Annotated in this window: 14 protein-coding genes; 8 read left to right on the forward strand and 6 right to left on the reverse strand. The window is 40.9% G+C overall.

The window, feature by feature from the left end:
- Positions 1-227: 227 nt before the first annotated feature.
- From Q4533_RS15225 to Q4533_RS15235, 3 genes are all read right to left on the reverse strand, one after another.
- On the reverse strand, positions 228-1,868 hold the full coding sequence (locus tag Q4533_RS15225; protein ID WP_303503190.1) for a di-heme oxidoredictase family protein: 1,641 nt from the start codon (positions 1,866-1,868) through the stop codon (positions 228-230).
- A 251-nt stretch (positions 1,869-2,119) separates the two neighbouring features.
- A complete protein-coding gene (locus Q4533_RS15230) occupies positions 2,120-3,283 on the reverse strand; it encodes an imelysin family protein (protein ID WP_303503143.1) in 1,164 nt (387 codons plus the stop codon).
- Positions 3,284-3,369: 86 nt separating this feature from the next.
- On the reverse strand, positions 3,370-4,794 hold the full coding sequence (locus Q4533_RS15235) for a hypothetical protein (RefSeq protein WP_303503145.1): 1,425 nt from the start codon (positions 4,792-4,794) through the stop codon (positions 3,370-3,372).
- Positions 4,795-4,980: 186 nt separating this feature from the next.
- Here Q4533_RS15235 and Q4533_RS15240 point away from each other — a divergent pair, with 186 nt between their 5' ends.
- A complete protein-coding gene (locus Q4533_RS15240) occupies positions 4,981-6,180 on the forward strand; it encodes an MFS transporter (protein ID WP_303411671.1) in 1,200 nt (399 codons plus the stop codon).
- Between the two features lie 31 nt (positions 6,181-6,211).
- Positions 6,212-7,123 (forward strand): TIGR03899 family protein, encoded by a 912-nt coding sequence (locus Q4533_RS15245; RefSeq protein WP_303445722.1) that lies wholly within the window; start codon positions 6,212-6,214, stop codon positions 7,121-7,123.
- A gap of 22 nt (positions 7,124-7,145) precedes the next feature.
- Here the strand turns inward: Q4533_RS15245 and Q4533_RS15250 are convergent, their stop codons facing one another.
- On the reverse strand, positions 7,146-7,790 hold the full coding sequence (locus tag Q4533_RS15250) for a hypothetical protein (RefSeq protein ID WP_303503147.1): 645 nt from the start codon (positions 7,788-7,790) through the stop codon (positions 7,146-7,148).
- Positions 7,791-8,212: 422 nt separating this feature from the next.
- Between Q4533_RS15250 and Q4533_RS15255 the strand changes: the two genes are divergently transcribed.
- Positions 8,213-8,635, forward strand: coding sequence for an organic hydroperoxide resistance protein (locus tag Q4533_RS15255; RefSeq protein WP_102436154.1), 423 nt, complete (start codon positions 8,213-8,215; stop codon positions 8,633-8,635).
- Positions 8,636-8,733: 98 nt separating this feature from the next.
- Here the strand turns inward: Q4533_RS15255 and Q4533_RS15260 are convergent, their stop codons facing one another.
- A complete protein-coding gene (locus Q4533_RS15260; protein ID WP_102476277.1) occupies positions 8,734-9,258 on the reverse strand; it encodes a DUF3087 domain-containing protein in 525 nt (174 codons plus the stop codon).
- A gap of 439 nt (positions 9,259-9,697) precedes the next feature.
- Between Q4533_RS15260 and egtB the strand changes: the two genes are divergently transcribed.
- From egtB to Q4533_RS15280, 4 genes are all read left to right on the forward strand, one after another.
- The gene (egtB, locus tag Q4533_RS15265) at positions 9,698-10,963 is read left to right on the forward strand and encodes an ergothioneine biosynthesis protein EgtB (protein WP_303411677.1); all 1,266 of its coding nucleotides are present in this window, start codon (positions 9,698-9,700) and stop codon (positions 10,961-10,963) included.
- Positions 10,960-11,949 carry an L-histidine N(alpha)-methyltransferase gene (locus Q4533_RS15270; RefSeq protein WP_241903446.1) on the forward strand — a complete coding sequence of 330 codons (990 nt, stop codon included), beginning with the start codon at positions 10,960-10,962 and terminating at the stop codon, positions 11,947-11,949. The genes egtB and Q4533_RS15270 overlap by 4 nt, the downstream gene beginning before the upstream one ends.
- Positions 11,950-12,073: 124 nt before the next feature.
- A complete protein-coding gene (locus Q4533_RS15275) occupies positions 12,074-12,454 on the forward strand; it encodes a nuclear transport factor 2 family protein (protein ID WP_102436146.1) in 381 nt (126 codons plus the stop codon).
- Between the two features lie 124 nt (positions 12,455-12,578).
- Positions 12,579-13,505: a LysR family transcriptional regulator gene (locus Q4533_RS15280; protein ID WP_102476273.1), complete on the forward strand. Its 927-nt coding sequence runs from the start codon at positions 12,579-12,581 to the stop codon at positions 13,503-13,505.
- Between the two features lie 112 nt (positions 13,506-13,617).
- Here the strand turns inward: Q4533_RS15280 and Q4533_RS15285 are convergent, their stop codons facing one another.
- A complete protein-coding gene (locus Q4533_RS15285; RefSeq protein WP_303503154.1) occupies positions 13,618-14,601 on the reverse strand; it encodes an MDR family oxidoreductase in 984 nt (327 codons plus the stop codon).
- Positions 14,602-15,312: 711 nt separating this feature from the next.
- Between Q4533_RS15285 and Q4533_RS15290 the strand changes: the two genes are divergently transcribed.
- Complete coding sequence (locus Q4533_RS15290) at positions 15,313-15,891, forward strand: hypothetical protein (protein ID WP_303503157.1); 579 nt, start codon at positions 15,313-15,315, stop codon at positions 15,889-15,891.
- The last annotated feature ends 92 nt before the right edge of the window (positions 15,892-15,983 follow it).

Raw genomic sequence — 15,983 nt, forward strand, 5'->3', positions numbered from 1 at the left:
TTATCTGTCATTAACTTCATCTTAATTGAATTGGCGCAACAATTACATGGATCAGATCACGACAAATTAGTCGCAACGCCTATTAATAATCAGGACTTTTGACTAGCTCACAAAAAAGTGGATAAACCTTACGGTTCATCCACTTAGCAATTATCATTATGTCACATCAATAATTGAACTTACGCCCACTGAATAATCTTGTCAGCGAATCAATACTAGCAAGAGATTTATAAAGACATCAAAAATGCCACCAGCTGATCTCGTTCAGCTTGTGATAATGCCATAAACTCATCTTTGCTATTTTTAGCTTCGCCGCCATGCCATAAAATAGCCTCTTCTACGGTTGCTGCGCGGCCATCATGTAAAAAACCAGCCTGTGGGTTTACTGTGTGTGTTAAACCAAGCCCCCATAATGGACGGGTTTTCCACTCATTACCGTTAGCAAGAAAGTCTGGGCGACCATCAGCAAGTTCTTCACCCATGTCATGCAGTAACATATCTGTAAACGGATAAATTACTTGTCCTTTTAGCGAGTCAGGCATAGGTAAGCCACCGATATCGCCTGCAGTTTGGGTGGTAAAGCTAGCCATATGACAACCAGTACAGTTAACCTGTTCAAATAGTCTTGCCCCCTCGCGAACGTTATCATCAGTGACATTACGTCTCGCGGGTACCGCTAATGTTTCGGCGTAAAAAACCACAGCATCACTAAATGCGGCATCAGCTTCTGGGGCACCATTCTCATCGCTGCCAATATCAACAAAACCTGTACGAGTTAAGTAAGAGTCATGCAAACTTGTTCCAACAATACTTTCATTAGGGAACAGCGGATTAGTAATACCAATATCACCACGTAAAGCGCCTAATGACTGCACTCTGACACTTGGCGTATTCGCTTTCCAACCAAAACGTCCCATTGACACAGGCTTTTCAGCGCCATTCTGCGCTTTTATCGCATCAAATACCCAGTTTGGACGCCCTGAAATACCATCATTATTGGCATCGTCAGCATCTGCGTTAGCTAGAATGTCAGCTTCAGGAATTGCTTCTAATAAGCCTAAGCCAAACACCGGCATGCCATTACGCCAGCCCATAAGCACATCATCTTGCAGTAGATTTGATGTCACATTGGCACTGTGCTTAGTTTCACTTGGTGCATCATAAGGATTTTCGACTTCAAAAATGGGTTTCTTTAAGACAACTTCACGACCATCAGCATAAGTAACCGTGGTTTTCTCGTATGACAAATACACATCAGCTTGACCACCAAAGGCATTATCTTCCCAATCAGCACGGGCTTTTAGTACGCCGCGATGAAATAATTGTCCACCAAAATCAGGCACTGCTATTGGCGCGCAGTAATCATTTTCAGCTGTCGGGGTTACACACTCTTCAGCGGGCGCTTTACTAATTCGTAAGAAAATACCTGCATCAGAACCCAGTTTAACCCGCGTTTCATCCGCCGCTAAATATGGCGTTGAATTACGACCATCTCGTTGATGACAAGAATTACAATCAGCATTATTGAATACTGGACCTAGGCCATCTAGCTCTGGGTGTGCAGTGTTAGGTGCGGTTGTAAATGACATTTCAAAATTGGCATCACCTTCAAGGTGAAGTTCAAGGTTTTCAGCTGATAAATTGGGCGCTGGGGTTGAAAACCCATGACCAGAATTACCGGCATCAAATGTGGTGGTATCACCGCCTGAAGCACTAATATCGGTAAAGTTTGGGTAAATAACTGTTGGTGGTGTATCAATTGGAGGCGTTGTACTGGGCTCTTCATCGCCGCTACCACCACAGGCCGACAATAAAATGGTGCTCGCTAGCGATAGAGATAATATGGATAATTTGGGGTTCTTATTCATCATTTTCACACTCTGAAGTCATTATCTAATACGCAGATAATTTAAGATTTGAACGAAGACAGACATGCCATACTCTATTGGTCAGCTTTTATCTGTGTTTTTATATCGATGCTTTTAAATCTGAGCTTTATAAAACTGAGCTTTTATAACTGAAATTATAATTAAAGTAAGGCTGTGCACTTAAAGAATGGCTCTACCTATGACAAGGTAGAGCAGTTTCAATTAGTCACAGCACTTAACAATGCTTTAAATTATTGCGCATTCCAGTCTGATAATAATGGGATTACGTCAGACTCTAACGAGGTTTGCAGCTTAGTTAATGCAGTGACAGCAGTCGCAACACGTTCACGGCCAGATTCATCTAAAATGGCTTGGCGAAATGGCATATCGTCACTACCGGCAATAGCTTGAATTTTAAAAATTGCATCATCAATTTCACTTGATATACGAATTGAAAGTGCACTGTCTGCTGCGGCGACAAAGTCAATAATGCCTTGCTTATCTGCACTACCGGTGAACTCACCATGGTAAACATTACTAACACCTTGGATGTTGTCAGCAAAATCGGTCAATGAATTCCAAGAGTATTGCGACTCAACTTTTGAGGTGTCAGCTGTGGCTAATGAGTCACCAAATGGATCAGCAATTTTGCCATTACCCACTTCATCAACAATACCTATCATGCCGTTAATTAATTCTTCAATAACCGCAAGTTCTGATGAATAAACGGTATTATTAGCAGAGCCAGGCGTTTTCAATAAATCTGCATAAGGCAGTGCATTGGTATCTTGTGGGTTATGAGAAACCTGCCAAGCATCATCTAACTGCGCTGTGTAGTCGCGAAATACTTCAGCCAATGCAATGACATATTCACGTTCAGCCGTCGTTAATTCTGCAATTAATTTCGTATTGTCATCTACGCCATCACCAAATAATAAATATTCCATGGTATGAAAACCTTGAACATCATCGTTCCAGCTTTTAATAGTCTCAGCATCAAAACCACTATTGTTAGCTAATTGGGTTTGTAAGTCAGTGGTGTTTAACGGCCAGCTATCTAAATGTGGATCAATACTTAATGAATCTACAGGACCAAAGATATGTGACTCACCTTGTTCCCATGGTTTACGAGCGGCTTTCCATGCTTCTTGCGCTGCTGTTAAGTCAGCTTGAGATGTAGAATTTAACAATACTTGCGTCGCAGATAACAAGGCAACGCCTTGTGCAGCTAGATTGGCATAACCAGCAACAATGACATCATCAGTTAAATTGGTGACCAACTCTGTTGCTGAAAAAGTAAACCCTGTTTCTGGTAGTAGTGGTGCTATAACTTCTTCAATCTCTGAGCCTGAACCACCACATGCTGACAGGGTTCCTACTAGTGCGAATGCAATTGCTGTGTACTTAAAATTCATGTAATACTCCATTTTAATCGATAATATTTTTTACTGAAGATGGTCAGTATTTTTCTTAAAATTAAACTAGCTAAAATCTGCTGCTGTTAAAGCGAGAACTGATAACCCACACCGAGGGCAAAAAAGTTAGTATCTGGAATACTGGCTACAGCCACTTGCTGCAGGCCACCTTCAGCTTTAATCACAATCTCTGGAATAGGGAAATAGTTAACCCCAATACTGCTCCAGGTATTTTCATAACGCTGGGTAGCAGTACCGCTTTCTACTTCCATTAATGGGTTTGAGTAATCAATATTGGCAAAAACAGTTAAGGGAACATCGATGTATTCATCTAACTTAAAGCCAGCTTCAACAAAAAATGATTGCGACTTAGAGCCTAACTGGGCGAAGTTACCTGGCTGTAAACCTGGGGTGGTTTTGTTTGCAAGAGTAATGGCATCGGCATCACTTAACGTGCCATACATATATTGACCACGAAGCACCCAAGGGCCTTCAACAAAAGCCGCTGCAGCTGTCACAATGCTCAATGTGCCATCAACATTTAATTTATTACTTTTGTTACGGTTACCGCTGGTATTGCCATAATAATAAGACACACCAATTGCACTGCCGGTTTTAAAGTTGCCATAGTCGATACGGCCAGCAAAGGCTAAATCATCAGCGTTAACATGCTCAAAACGTTTCTGATGCCCTGAAGCAACCCAATCATATGTTCTGAAATACTCAGAATTAAGGCCGCTGACAACTTGTGCTTGATAATGAAAATCTGCAAGTTCACCGTAAACACCAATACCGTTTTCATTCCATACAGCTGGGATCATCGCAGCTTCACTCTTGTGACGAAGAACGGTTAAGTATTGGTTAGGCTTGTGCAAGGTACTTGAAAGGCCGATTGGCAAATGGATGTTACCGAACTTAACGCCAAATGCATCGCTAGGACGATAACGAATTTCAGCCTTTTCAACTAAGACTTCACCACCTGCTTCCGTTTCAGTTTCAAACTCACCAAACTCATCAAAACCATCGTACTCAAGTGCTGCGCCAGTGCCGCCATGTTCGTATTCGATTTCAACTTCCATGCTCCACTCATCAGTGAACTGGTATCCAAATTCGGTAACGATACGCTCAAGATCAAAACGATTTCGTCTTTCTGGCGACGTATCTTGGACGTTATCAAAGTATTCATCACTGGTGAAATTAGCAGTGCCATAGGATTTGAATGAGAATTTACTGTAACGATCTGCAGCAGCAACAACGGTGTCGCTGACTTCTTTCACGGCAACACTTTGCTTCTGCTGTGCAACTTCAATCTGTTTTTGAGAAGCTAATTGCTCAGACTGTTGCTGTGCAAGCTGCTGTAATTGCTGCTTTAGTGTTGCAATCTCAGCTTCTTGTTTGGCAATAGCTTTAGCTAAGTCGTCTGCCGAAGTGGCTGCACTGACATTAGCCGTTGCCCCAAAACCAATAACACTGGCGATTGATACTGCCAACAGCGTTAACTTTTTGCTCATCTCATTCTCCGCAATATTTGCACTTGATTTGTTAATATTGCAACACGATATACCAAATGATAATCATTTGCATTAGAATTTACATTTATTTTTACAACTTCGTTTACATCAAATTTACACTTAGCGATCAAAGGCTATCTATGTAACTATGAGGTTAATATTGACAGACAAGAAAAAGTGACCGTAATGCCCGCAGTTTCAGACAAAAATCCACAGCAATTGTTATTGTGGATGACCTTCATCATGTCGATGGTGTTTGCCGTATGGCAAGCCTTACTCAATAATTTTGTTATCGAGAAAGCGGCATTTACTGGGGCTGAAATTGGCATGCTGCAAAGTTTGCGTGAAGTACCCGGCTTTTTAGCCTTTACCGCTATATTTGTATTACTGCTAATTAGAGAGCAAACCTTCGCGCTGTTGTCACTGGCGGTATTAGCCATTGGCATTGCTATAACTGGCTTTTTCCCCAGTGTATTAGGGCTTTATATCACCACAGTTTTAATGTCGATTGGCTTTCATTATTTTGAAACCGTTAATCAATCTTTGACACTACAATGGGTCGATAAACAACACACCGCAGAGTTTTTAGGTAAAGCATTAGCGTGGCGTTCTGCGGCTGCATTACTGGGTTATGGCAGTATTTGGCTGGTAATGACTTGGCTTAAACTCGATTATGTGTGGATGTATGCCATCATTGGCGGCTTAGGCTTAATTGCGGTTATCATGATGAGTCTGTATTACCCACATTTCCCTATTGCTGAGCCGCAGCACAAAAAGCTTATCTTTAGACAGCGTTACTGGCTTTACTACGCACTGACGTTTTTATCAGGCGCCAGAAGACAAATCTTTATGGTCTTTGCCGGTTTTATGATGGTGGAAAAGTTTGGCTATTCAGTCACCCAAATCACCTCACTGTTTTTAATCAATTACGTGGTTAATTTGCTATTTGCCCCAGCCATTGGCCGCTTTATTAGCCGCATAGGTGAACGTAACGCCTTAGTAATTGAGTACCTTGGATTAATTATTGTTTTTGCTAGCTACGCCGTAGTTGAACATGCCACCATAGCTGCTGCGCTGTATGTTTTTGACCATCTATTATTTGCTATGGCTATCGCCATGAAAACCTACTTTCAAAAAATTGCCGATCCTAAAGATATTGCCGCTAGTATGTCGGTAAGCTTTACCATTAATCATATTGCCGCAGTGATTATTCCGGCACTGTTAGGCATATTATGGTTAAGCTCGCCTCAATGGGTATTTATGATTGGAGTCGGCTTTGCTATATGCTCGTTAATATTGGCATTAAACATCCCGACATCTCCTGCTGCTGGCAATGAAACTAATTGGCGTTTTGTAACAAAAACATCAAAACTCAAAACACCATAAAACAATAAGAATAAACAATAAGAATAAAACAATGGCAAACATTCAACCGCAAATCTCTGAAGCCCAAGTCTCAACTAAGGCCACAACTAAGGCCTCAACTAAAGCTTCGACTAAGCCGCTAAACTCAGCACAGGCAAACGACAACGGCGCTAAGGTTTCAGCAAGTAAAAAAGCGCTTTTGCTGGGTAAAGTACTGGGATTAGCCAGTGAAGAAGATTATCGCCCTTCCAGTGCATCCATTGCTGAGCGAGCTGAGTTTCGACTACGAAAACTACACTCTCAGCATCAGCTTAATCTGGAAACCATCTTTAAATTGGCTCTCACTTATACGCCTACAGATGTGACAGGAGAAGATTTAGACCCTGATTGGAGTTACCAGTTTTTTCAAATGGCTGAGCAAATTAATAGCCGCAGAATGCAAGATTTATGGGCACGCATTTTAGCCAGTGAAATAGTTAAACCGGGTAATTTTAGCCTAAGAACATTGGCAACCCTTAAACAACTGACCCAAAGAGAAGCCCATATTCTTGAAAAAGCCTTGGGAATGTCAGTAAAACTTAATCACGAAAGCCGTTATAAACTGCTCAGTGGCTACCGTATACATGGCGGTATCAAACAATATTTTAGAAAATCGACTCTGATGAATTTCGGGCTATCGAAATATGGTTTGCCCTATTCGAGTATATTGACCTTAATTGATGCGGGAATACTTCACAGCAGTGAATTTGAAACTGGCACCTTAGACAAAGGCGTTAAAATTCAATTAAATATGATAGACAACAAAATAGCTATTGAGCCTAATAGCAATAACTTACTATTCAGTTATTACCGTTTTACCCCCATTGGAGATGAACTCAGCCAATTGGTTCATCCTAAGGTTGATAGTGCTTTTGTAAAGGATTTAACCGCACTACTTAGCAGAGACTTTAAGGTAGAAAGTTAATAGCAGCTATATAGATGCGAGACTATTTAAAGTCTTTAGTTGAGGCGACTGTGGCTTGAACATCCGCTTGCGTCTCACCATGCTTATAAAGAGAAGAATGCTGAGCTTTATGCATCGAAAATAAAAATTGTCTGAGGGTTTCTCTTGAGTCTTCTCCGACAATAATTGTTGCTGCAATAACGCCATTGTCTGAGCGAACTTTTTTATATTCAATATCAAAACTAATTTCATGGGTAAGCACCAAGGTGCCGCGCCTTGATTTACTTGACTCAATAATTTGCGGTGCATCTAAAGTGACGCCAGTGCTTGAAAGCGACAACACATCAATGGCTAAATTTGTATCAAAATCAATAATTCTGACATTATCTAACTCTTTCATGCGCCAGCTTCTATCTGCACCTCGGGTATCCACGACTTCAGGGATCCCCAGTTGAGACACAAATTGGCCCAGTTCATCCATTTTTAAAGAGAAAGGAAACCATAAACGGTAGTGACCAATTTCAGCTAGTAACGTCATCTGAGTTTTCCCTAACAGGCTGGCTAAAGCCTCGGGCATTTCAGTGGTCACAGCAACGGAATCAGTATCACTTTTACTAACAACAGGAGGCTGCTTGGCAAAAAGTTCACTGAAACAGGCTAACTCTTCTTTGGTTAATGTTGAAGTCATTGTCAATCCTCCCTGATGTTTATACTTTAAGATAGCCTAAAAATATTAACACGCAAGCTACATTTATTCAAACATGTAGAAATGTTCAGTTTTAATAAAAACCAATAAAATTATAGGCTTTCAACATTTACCCTATACCTAGAAAGAGTTAGCCACCTACTTGAAACCAGCTCGTGATTCAACGACTTTCGAATCAATTATCTCAAGCATACTTAAGTCATCCACCCACTGTGAGTAAATCTAGCGCCAGCTATTTAGCGCCATATCATTTTCAAAATAATCTTGGGAAAAATAAATAAATCACAATTAGGTTGCGCGCAATCTAATTTGGGTTTATTGTTACTCCCAGTTAGGTTGCGCACAACCTAAATTCAAGTGTGCATATCAAGATAATGATTTTAATTATGTAATTTGGAGTAATAATGGACATCATTTATTCAGCATCAGCAAAAACTACCGGCGGTCGTGATGGACGCTCAGTATCTTCAGACAACAAACTTTCTGTTGAGTTAAGTACACCAAAAGAATTAGGTGGCGCAGGCGGAGAAGGAACTAATCCAGAACAGCTTTTTGCAGCCGGCTATTCAGCCTGTTTTATTGGCGCGATGAAATTTGTTGCGGCCCAAGATAAGAAAATACTCAGTGCTGATTTGTCAGTAGAAGCAACCGTGGGCATTGGCGCAAATACCCAAGGCGCTGGGTTTGCCATTGAGGTGGCACTTCGCATTGATTTACCAGCAATGGATAAAGTAGCAGCGCAAGCCTTAATCGAAAAAGCTCATCAAGTTTGCCCTTATTCCAATGCAACTCGCGGTAACATTCGCGTTGAGCTGTCACTGGTTTAAGCATAAACAGCTGTTGAGACTATTGCTCTAAACACTGATCAAAAAAGCCCCCAAATTACTCATTTATAGCGTAATTAGGGGCTTTTTGTTTAAATGATTTAGAACTTTTCGAGTAAATTTTCAGAGAAGTCCTTTGTCGTTATTTCAAGGTTTAAATCGGCAAGTTTTGATTCGATAGCACTGATATCAGCTTGAAGTGTGGCCAGTGTCAGGGTGTTATTGTCTAACTCAAACACTTGCTTTTGAGTCGTCAAATAAAACAATAAAACCGTTAACGCATCTGGATCATTGTCCCTAGCGGCCAGTTTGATTTTAGCCAGTTTGCGATAAATTCGATTATGCAGTTGTTTTAACTTCCATACCCAGTAAATCTCTTTTAGGTATTCATGCTTCTTATAAAAGTTCATTACTAAGCTGCAGGTGAGTACCGCGAGGATAACGCCTAACAAGTTTAGGTGAAAGTGCCCAGTAGATTCACCACTGGCCACCGTTTTATTACCAAAAAATTCAATTAGCACGGTACCAAAACCGAGGGATAATAGGGTTAAACTCGCCACTAATGACACTAGAACCACATTCAAACGTTGACGATATAGCGCCTTATCAACCTTCATTAACTGCATGCAACAACCTTAAAAAAATATGATGACTTATTTTACACTGAATAAGATCGCAAAGTAGCCATTGCTAAGGCTATTTTAATTAGGGAGTAAACCTTTGTCGTGTTAGTAGCAAAACTTCAGCCTTAGTTTTTAATGTGCACGCGTCAACAGCCTATAGCCAATATTTTCAGATTTAACTTAACCACTTAGTAAAATGCTACCTAGATGATTTTATGATAAAAAACTTTCATCTTGGTTTATTTTGACTAGGCTTAACATTAGTAGTTATTTTAACCAATTAGAAAAAATTAAAAACAACCAGCTCAGTTGATAAGTCTTAAAAGACACATAAAAGCCAAAAGATGAATTATAGATGCCTATTGCTGTTGCCTGTCATCAGCTTGAAAGGAATTATTGTCATAGTGCTTCTAAGTATATCGTTGCAGAAAGGGATTTATAGATGGATATCAAGGGGAGCTTAGAGTGTAACCAGTTAATTAAACGCTATATTGCCACCAGAGCCGCCACAACCGAAATATGCGCCCCGTTAGAAATAGAAGATCTGTGTATTCAGCCCTGCGCCGACGTCAGTCCACCTAAATGGCATTTGGGACATACTACTTGGTTTTTTGAAGAGCTAATATTACGCCAGTTTGTTGCAGGTTATCAGCGCTTTGATGAGCATTTTAGCTTAATTTTTAACTCTTACTATAAATCAGCAGGCCTGCATTGGACCCAAAAAGATCGCGGTAACTTGTCTAGGCCTACGGTAGCGCAAATAGCCCAATACCGTCAGCAAATTGATGAGCTAATTCTAAGCTTACTCAATGCTGGGATATCAGAAGAAATTGCTACCATTATTGAAATTGGTATTCATCATGAGCAGCAGCATCAAGAGCTTCTGTATATGGACATTAAGTATATTCTGCATTGCAATCCCAGCAGTCCTCGCTACAGCAAAACACCGTTAATGAGCGCACAAGCGGTCACTGGCTCATGGCACACTTATACTCAGCAACTGGTGGAAATTGGTCATTGTGGCGAAGGCTACGCATTTGATAATGAATCACCGCCTCATAAAACTTACCTGACAGATTTCTCAATCTCTGACACTCTTATCACTAATGGTGAGTATTTAGCGTTTATTGAGTCAGCAGGCTATCAAACGCCAAAATACTGGTTAAGCATGGGCTGGGATTGGCTTAACGAGAACGGTATTACATCGCCTTTGTATTGGCGAAATCTCGATGGAAAATGGTTTGAATACACCCTTCATGGCCTAACACCTTTAGACTTAAGTGCCCCTGTGGTTCATGTCAGTTATTTTGAGGCCAACGCCTTTGCCAATTGGCGCCAATGCCGCTTACCCACAGAGCAAGAGCTAGAGCATTATTTACGCAGTAGCGACAATCAAGCCTTAATCTCAGCCCAAGGCCTGCCACCAGCAAGTTATCATCAACCTCAGTTACACCCCATCAATGCAGGTGATACTTCAGGTCAAGTCTGGTGTTGGAGCCAAAGCCATTATTCAGCCTACCCCGGCTATAAGCCCTTTGAAGGCAAGTTAGAAGAATACAATGGCAAGTTTATGTGTAATCAGTTTGTGCTTAGAGGCGGCTGTATTGCCACACCGCCACATCACTATCGACATAGTTATAGAAATTTTTATCAACCACACCAGCAATGGATGTTTTCAGGGATCAGATTAGCAAAGGATATCGTGTGAAGATTTCTAAAATTGATTATAAAAGTGACAATATTGACGCAATAAATAAAGAGCAATTTGCGATTGATGTATTAACTGGCCTTAGCGCTAGCCCAAAAACCTTACAAGCTAAATACTTCTACGACGATACTGGCAGTAAGATTTTTCAGCAAATTACCCAACATGAAGATTACTACCCCACTCGCACTGAGTTTGAAATTTTAAACACCATCAAACATGAACTGGCGGAGCTTATAGGTGAACAGGAAATTGATATTATCGAACTCGGAGCAGGCGACGGTCATAAAAGCCAATTAATCATTGATGGGTTCGTGGATCACAACTGCAAAGTCAATTACTACCCCATCGACATTTCAGAAGAAGCCATGCTGATGTTAGAAGACAACATTTGCGATCACCCTAATGTTGAATGTCACGGCATAGTAGCGGAATACTTTGAAGGCTTAAGGCTGGTGAGAGAAAAATCGACCAACAAACAACTGGTATTGTTTTTAGGCTCCAATATTGGCAATTTTGATCGAGTTCAAAACCAAGGCTTTTTACGTCGTTTGTGGATGAGCATGAATGCTGGCGACTACGCTCTGGTGGGTTTTGACCTAAAAAAAGATGTCGATGTACTGACCCGAGCTTATAACGACTCCAGTGGACTCACCAAAGACTTTAACCTGAATTTATTAACACGGATCAACAACGAGCTTGGGGCTAACTTTGTGGTGGATAATTTTCAGCACTTTGGCATTTACAGCCCCCTTCTGGGCGCTATGGAAAGCTACGTCATCGCCTCAAAGCCTCAAAATGTTTATATCTCGGCGCTAAAAAGACAATTTCATTTCGACGCCTTTGAACCGATTCATTTAGAGTACTCCTTTAAGTTTCTCAAAAGTGATATTGACTTTATTAGCCAACATACCGGTTTTGAGGTCATTAAACACTTTTCAGATGAGCGCGACTATTTCATTGATTCATTGTGGCAAGTTAACAAGTAACCACCCTATTTTAATACTATGACGTCATCTTGCGATAACAACCGCGGCAAACTAGGCTTTGGCAGTGGCGATTTAATACCTTGCATGAAAGAGACTTAAAACCATTCAAACTCAGGAGCGAACTATGGCCCAAGATCTTCAAGCCAATAAACACAATGCTATCGCATTTTACCGCTGCGCTTATTTAGGCGACCCTGTTAAGGCCGTTGAAAAATATGTTGGCGCAGAATACATTCAACACAATCCGATTGTGGCAGATGGTAAACAGGCTTTCATCGATTACTTCATTGAGATGGCTGAATATAAAGGAAAAACGATTGAGTTTGTCAGGGCCATAGCAGAAGATGATTTAGTGGCGCTGCATACCCATCAAGTGTGGCCAGGTAACGATCAGTATGTCACCATGGATTTCTTTCGATTTGATGACCAAGGCAAGATAGTCGAACATTGGGACTCTATTCAACAAATACCTGCTGAATCAAAACATAGTAATACAATGTATTAAGCCGTCATTAGGCGTAAATTAAGCTATTTCTTGCTTATCTATAGAAGTCTTTCAAAACCAGTAAATCATTAACGTGATAGCTTAACCATCAAACCTAAATCGACTAATAATTGCTAATAATCTTATGAAACTTGAAGAAATTTACCGACAAGACCTTAGTTTGCTTATCGCATTACAAATCTTAGTCGAAGAGTGCAGTGTTACAAAAGCGGCAAAACGGCTGCACTTGAGTCAATCTGCCACCAGTCGAATCTTAAGTCGCTTGCGGGAAATGCTCAACGACCCTCTCTTTTCACGGGTCGGCCAACAATTAGTACCAACCCAATATGCCCTAGATTGCTATCAACAGCTGCAAGGCCCTACAGGTCAATTACTACAACTGCTTACCCCCAGTGAATTTATTGCCAAAGAATGCCAACAAAAATTCACCATAGCTACCACTGACTTTGCCGCACAAGGTCTGCTGCCACTGGTGTTACCTAAGCTCTATCAACTAGCACCCAATATTGGCATTGAGGTCATTCCGGTGCAGCATCAATACCTTCAATCGCAACTAAGTTTACAAGGCGCTGACATGGCAATTTGCCGCGCCATAGATCAAACAGAGCAATTACAACAAACAAGGTTAGGTTTAGTGGGCGTTAGCTGTTTAGTTTCTAATAACCACCCTGTTGCAGATAAAGCCCTATCTCTAGAAGATTACCTACACTTTCCCCACGCTACCATTGCCATTAGTGATGGTGTTAAAGCCATTGTCGACTCATCTATCGCGCAATTCCCACAACGTAAAGAGTTATTAAGGGCGCCAAACTTAGACAGTGCACTGGCACTGCTTGAGCTGCATCCATTAATTATTACCTTGCCAGAGGGTATGGCTGAAATCGCCGCAGCCAAACACGGTTTAATTGTAAAGCCACTGCCGTTTGCAATAGCGCCACTAAACTACAATTTATTTTGGCATGCACGCTGTGAATTAGATAAAGGTCAGCGCTGGCTAAGGGATAAAATAGTCGACTTAATTAAGCCTTTGCTTATCAGTAACAGGCAATAATGAGCACTAAAAAAAGACACAAAAAAGCGGCTATTAAAGCCGCTTTACGATCTTTTAAATAAATGCTTGAGCTAAAAAATTAATCTTTAATGAATAGCTTCAAGCTAATAAATTATTGGCAATTAACTAATACCCGCCCCGTCACCTTACCTTTAACAATCTGCTGTGCAAATTCAGGTACTTGTTCAAGAGCAACAGTTTGACAGGCTTGCTGGTAAAAACTCTCTGGCAACAAGGCAATAACTTGCTCCCATGCCTTCACGCGTTTTTCAAACGGGCAAGCAACAGAGTCAACACCCAACAAGTTAACTCCACGTAAAATAAACGGCATCACTGTGGTTGGTAAGGCAAAGCCACCTGCTAAACCACAAATAGCGGCACTACCACCATAATTGATTTGGGTTAACGCGGTAGCCAACACTTGATTACCGACGGTATCAACCACCCCAGCCCAGCGCTGTTTATCTAAAGGGCGACCCGCTTGTTCAAACTCGCTGCGGTCGATAACATCACTAGCGCCAAGCTGTTTAAGTAGCTCACCATTAGACTCAACACGGCCAGAACTTGCCACAACGCTATAGCCAAGCGCTGACAGTAACGTCACAGCAACAGAGCCAACACCGCCACTGGCACCCGTTACTAGCACTTCACCTTGTTCAGGTGTAACACCAGCCTGCTGTAATGCTTGCACACACAACATCGCAGTTAACCCTGCAGTGCCAACCATCATAGCTTTAGCAGCATCAGCATTTTGAGGCATAGGTACTAACCAATCAGCTTTAACACGAGCCTTCTGGGCCATACCGCCCCAATGGTTTTCACCAACGCCCCAACCCGTTAGGATTACCTCATCACCAACTTTATAACGCGGATCTGCAGACTCACTCACCACACCCGCAAAATCAATCCCAGGCACCATAGGAAACTGACGAATAATTTTGCCTAACCCAGTAACAGCTAAGCCATCTTTGTAATTTAGCGATGAATAACTTACATCAACTAACACTTCACCTTCAGGAAGATCTGCAACAGATAATTGGCGAACCTCAGCTTGGGTCTGCTTATCATTTTGGGTTAATACAAGTGCGTTGAACATGGTGGCGCTCCTTACATTTTAGATAAAATTATCATAGTGTAAAAACCACCATGAATACACTGCATCTTTTGCATACTATTAATTCGCATGGCGCATATCGCAGTATTCAAGCCAGATAATAAAACCGCTACTATCGACAAATCCTGCCAGCTCGTACTACTACATTTAGCATCAGCGAGTCTTGGTGGTACTTTAACAATGCCATCGCCGATATGGCTGTCACTATTTAACCTATAAAGAGCAGCTTACCTGTTGCTTTAACGCCTTATTTTTTTATGATATAAGCCCTAATATGATCGTAGCTTAAGTTTAATACAAAGGCGTAAATAGTCAGGAAGAAGGTGACACCTAAAGGTACCCTAGAAGAATATCTAGAGTATTCAAAAATGATTTCATTGTTCATCCTTGATAATACAAAGGTGCTGGCAAGAGACACCATTTCTAAAATAATAGTGCAATTACGTTTTATACAATAATAGTGCAATTACGTTTTATACAATAATAATCAGATAGATAGGTTAAAATAATAGCGGAATTAAAAATGAATATCTATAAAAAAAATAAACTGTAATCAGAACATTTCAATCTGTCATTCTTTTTGAATAAATGTAATTTCGCCAGTTTTAACCTTACTTAATGACCAAATCTTACTTTTTTTAAGAACCGAATAACGTTATTGTGGGTTACTGCTTTCATAAGGTCAGATTTACATTGGAAGAATTTCATCTTAGTCAACAAGCTAGTCAATATTTTAGCTTTGAACAATTAATTCAATGCGGTGAAACGCTTGCGTTAACTCAAACCGATAATCTGCCAAAGCAGACCCAAACATGGATAGCACTTAGTCAGCTTGCCACACAAATCCTTGATCCAGTTTATGAGCAATTCGGCCCACTAGAATTAACTTACGGTTTTTGCTCACCACAATTAGCAAGGCTGATAGCTAAAAATAAAAATCCACATATTGCCCCCTCACTAGATCAGCATTGCTCACATGAATTGAACCGTAACCATAAGATAATTTGCAATCGTTTAGGCGCTGCCTGTGACTTCTTTATTCAAGATAAATCAGTTGATATGCAAGTTGTAGCCAAATGGATAAGCCAAAATCTCAAGTTCGATAGAATGTATTACTATGGTAAAAACGCACCTCTCCATATTAGTTATGGCCCTGAGATGAATCAGTTTTTGCAGCTAATGAAAACACACAATGCAACCAAGCACCGCTCCCCTTCTTTTAAGGGGCCAGGTGATAAAGTGATACAGCTTATTGATAAAGTGAGTTACTAATGGATAAGATAATTATCGACTCAGCGGCTGAAACGATCGAATACACTAACAGCCAAGAAACCATGAAGCTTCTCAAGGTAACGAGTTGCGAG

The sequence above is a fragment of the Shewanella sp. 6_MG-2023 genome, from assembly GCF_030547195.1.
Lineage (GTDB): Bacteria > Pseudomonadota > Gammaproteobacteria > Enterobacterales > Shewanellaceae > Shewanella.

What these genes read in the sequence shown, in the direction of transcription:
- Q4533_RS15235 (WP_303503145.1), bottom strand. Translation starts at nt 4,794, where the DNA reads ATGAGCAAAAAGTTAACGCTGTTGGCAGTATCAATCGCCAGTGTTATT.
- Q4533_RS15245 (WP_303445722.1), top strand. Translation starts at nt 6,212, where the DNA reads ATGGCAAACATTCAACCGCAAATCTCTGAAGCCCAAGTCTCAACTAAG.
- Q4533_RS15260 (WP_102476277.1), bottom strand. Translation starts at nt 9,258, where the DNA reads ATGCAGTTAATGAAGGTTGATAAGGCGCTATATCGTCAACGTTTGAAT.
- Q4533_RS15255 (WP_102436154.1), top strand. Translation starts at nt 8,213, where the DNA reads ATGGACATCATTTATTCAGCATCAGCAAAAACTACCGGCGGTCGTGAT.
- Q4533_RS15285 (WP_303503154.1), bottom strand. Translation starts at nt 14,601, where the DNA reads ATGTTCAACGCACTTGTATTAACCCAAAATGATAAGCAGACCCAAGCT.
- Q4533_RS15250 (WP_303503147.1), bottom strand. Translation starts at nt 7,790, where the DNA reads ATGACTTCAACATTAACCAAAGAAGAGTTAGCCTGTTTCAGTGAACTT.
- Q4533_RS15230 (WP_303503143.1), bottom strand. Translation starts at nt 3,283, where the DNA reads ATGAATTTTAAGTACACAGCAATTGCATTCGCACTAGTAGGAACCCTG.
- Q4533_RS15275 (WP_102436146.1), top strand. Translation starts at nt 12,074, where the DNA reads ATGGCCCAAGATCTTCAAGCCAATAAACACAATGCTATCGCATTTTAC.
- egtB (WP_303411677.1), top strand. Translation starts at nt 9,698, where the DNA reads ATGGATATCAAGGGGAGCTTAGAGTGTAACCAGTTAATTAAACGCTAT.
- Q4533_RS15225 (WP_303503190.1), bottom strand. Translation starts at nt 1,868, where the DNA reads ATGAATAAGAACCCCAAATTATCCATATTATCTCTATCGCTAGCGAGC.
- Q4533_RS15240 (WP_303411671.1), top strand. Translation starts at nt 4,981, where the DNA reads ATGCCCGCAGTTTCAGACAAAAATCCACAGCAATTGTTATTGTGGATG.
- Q4533_RS15280 (WP_102476273.1), top strand. Translation starts at nt 12,579, where the DNA reads ATGAAACTTGAAGAAATTTACCGACAAGACCTTAGTTTGCTTATCGCA.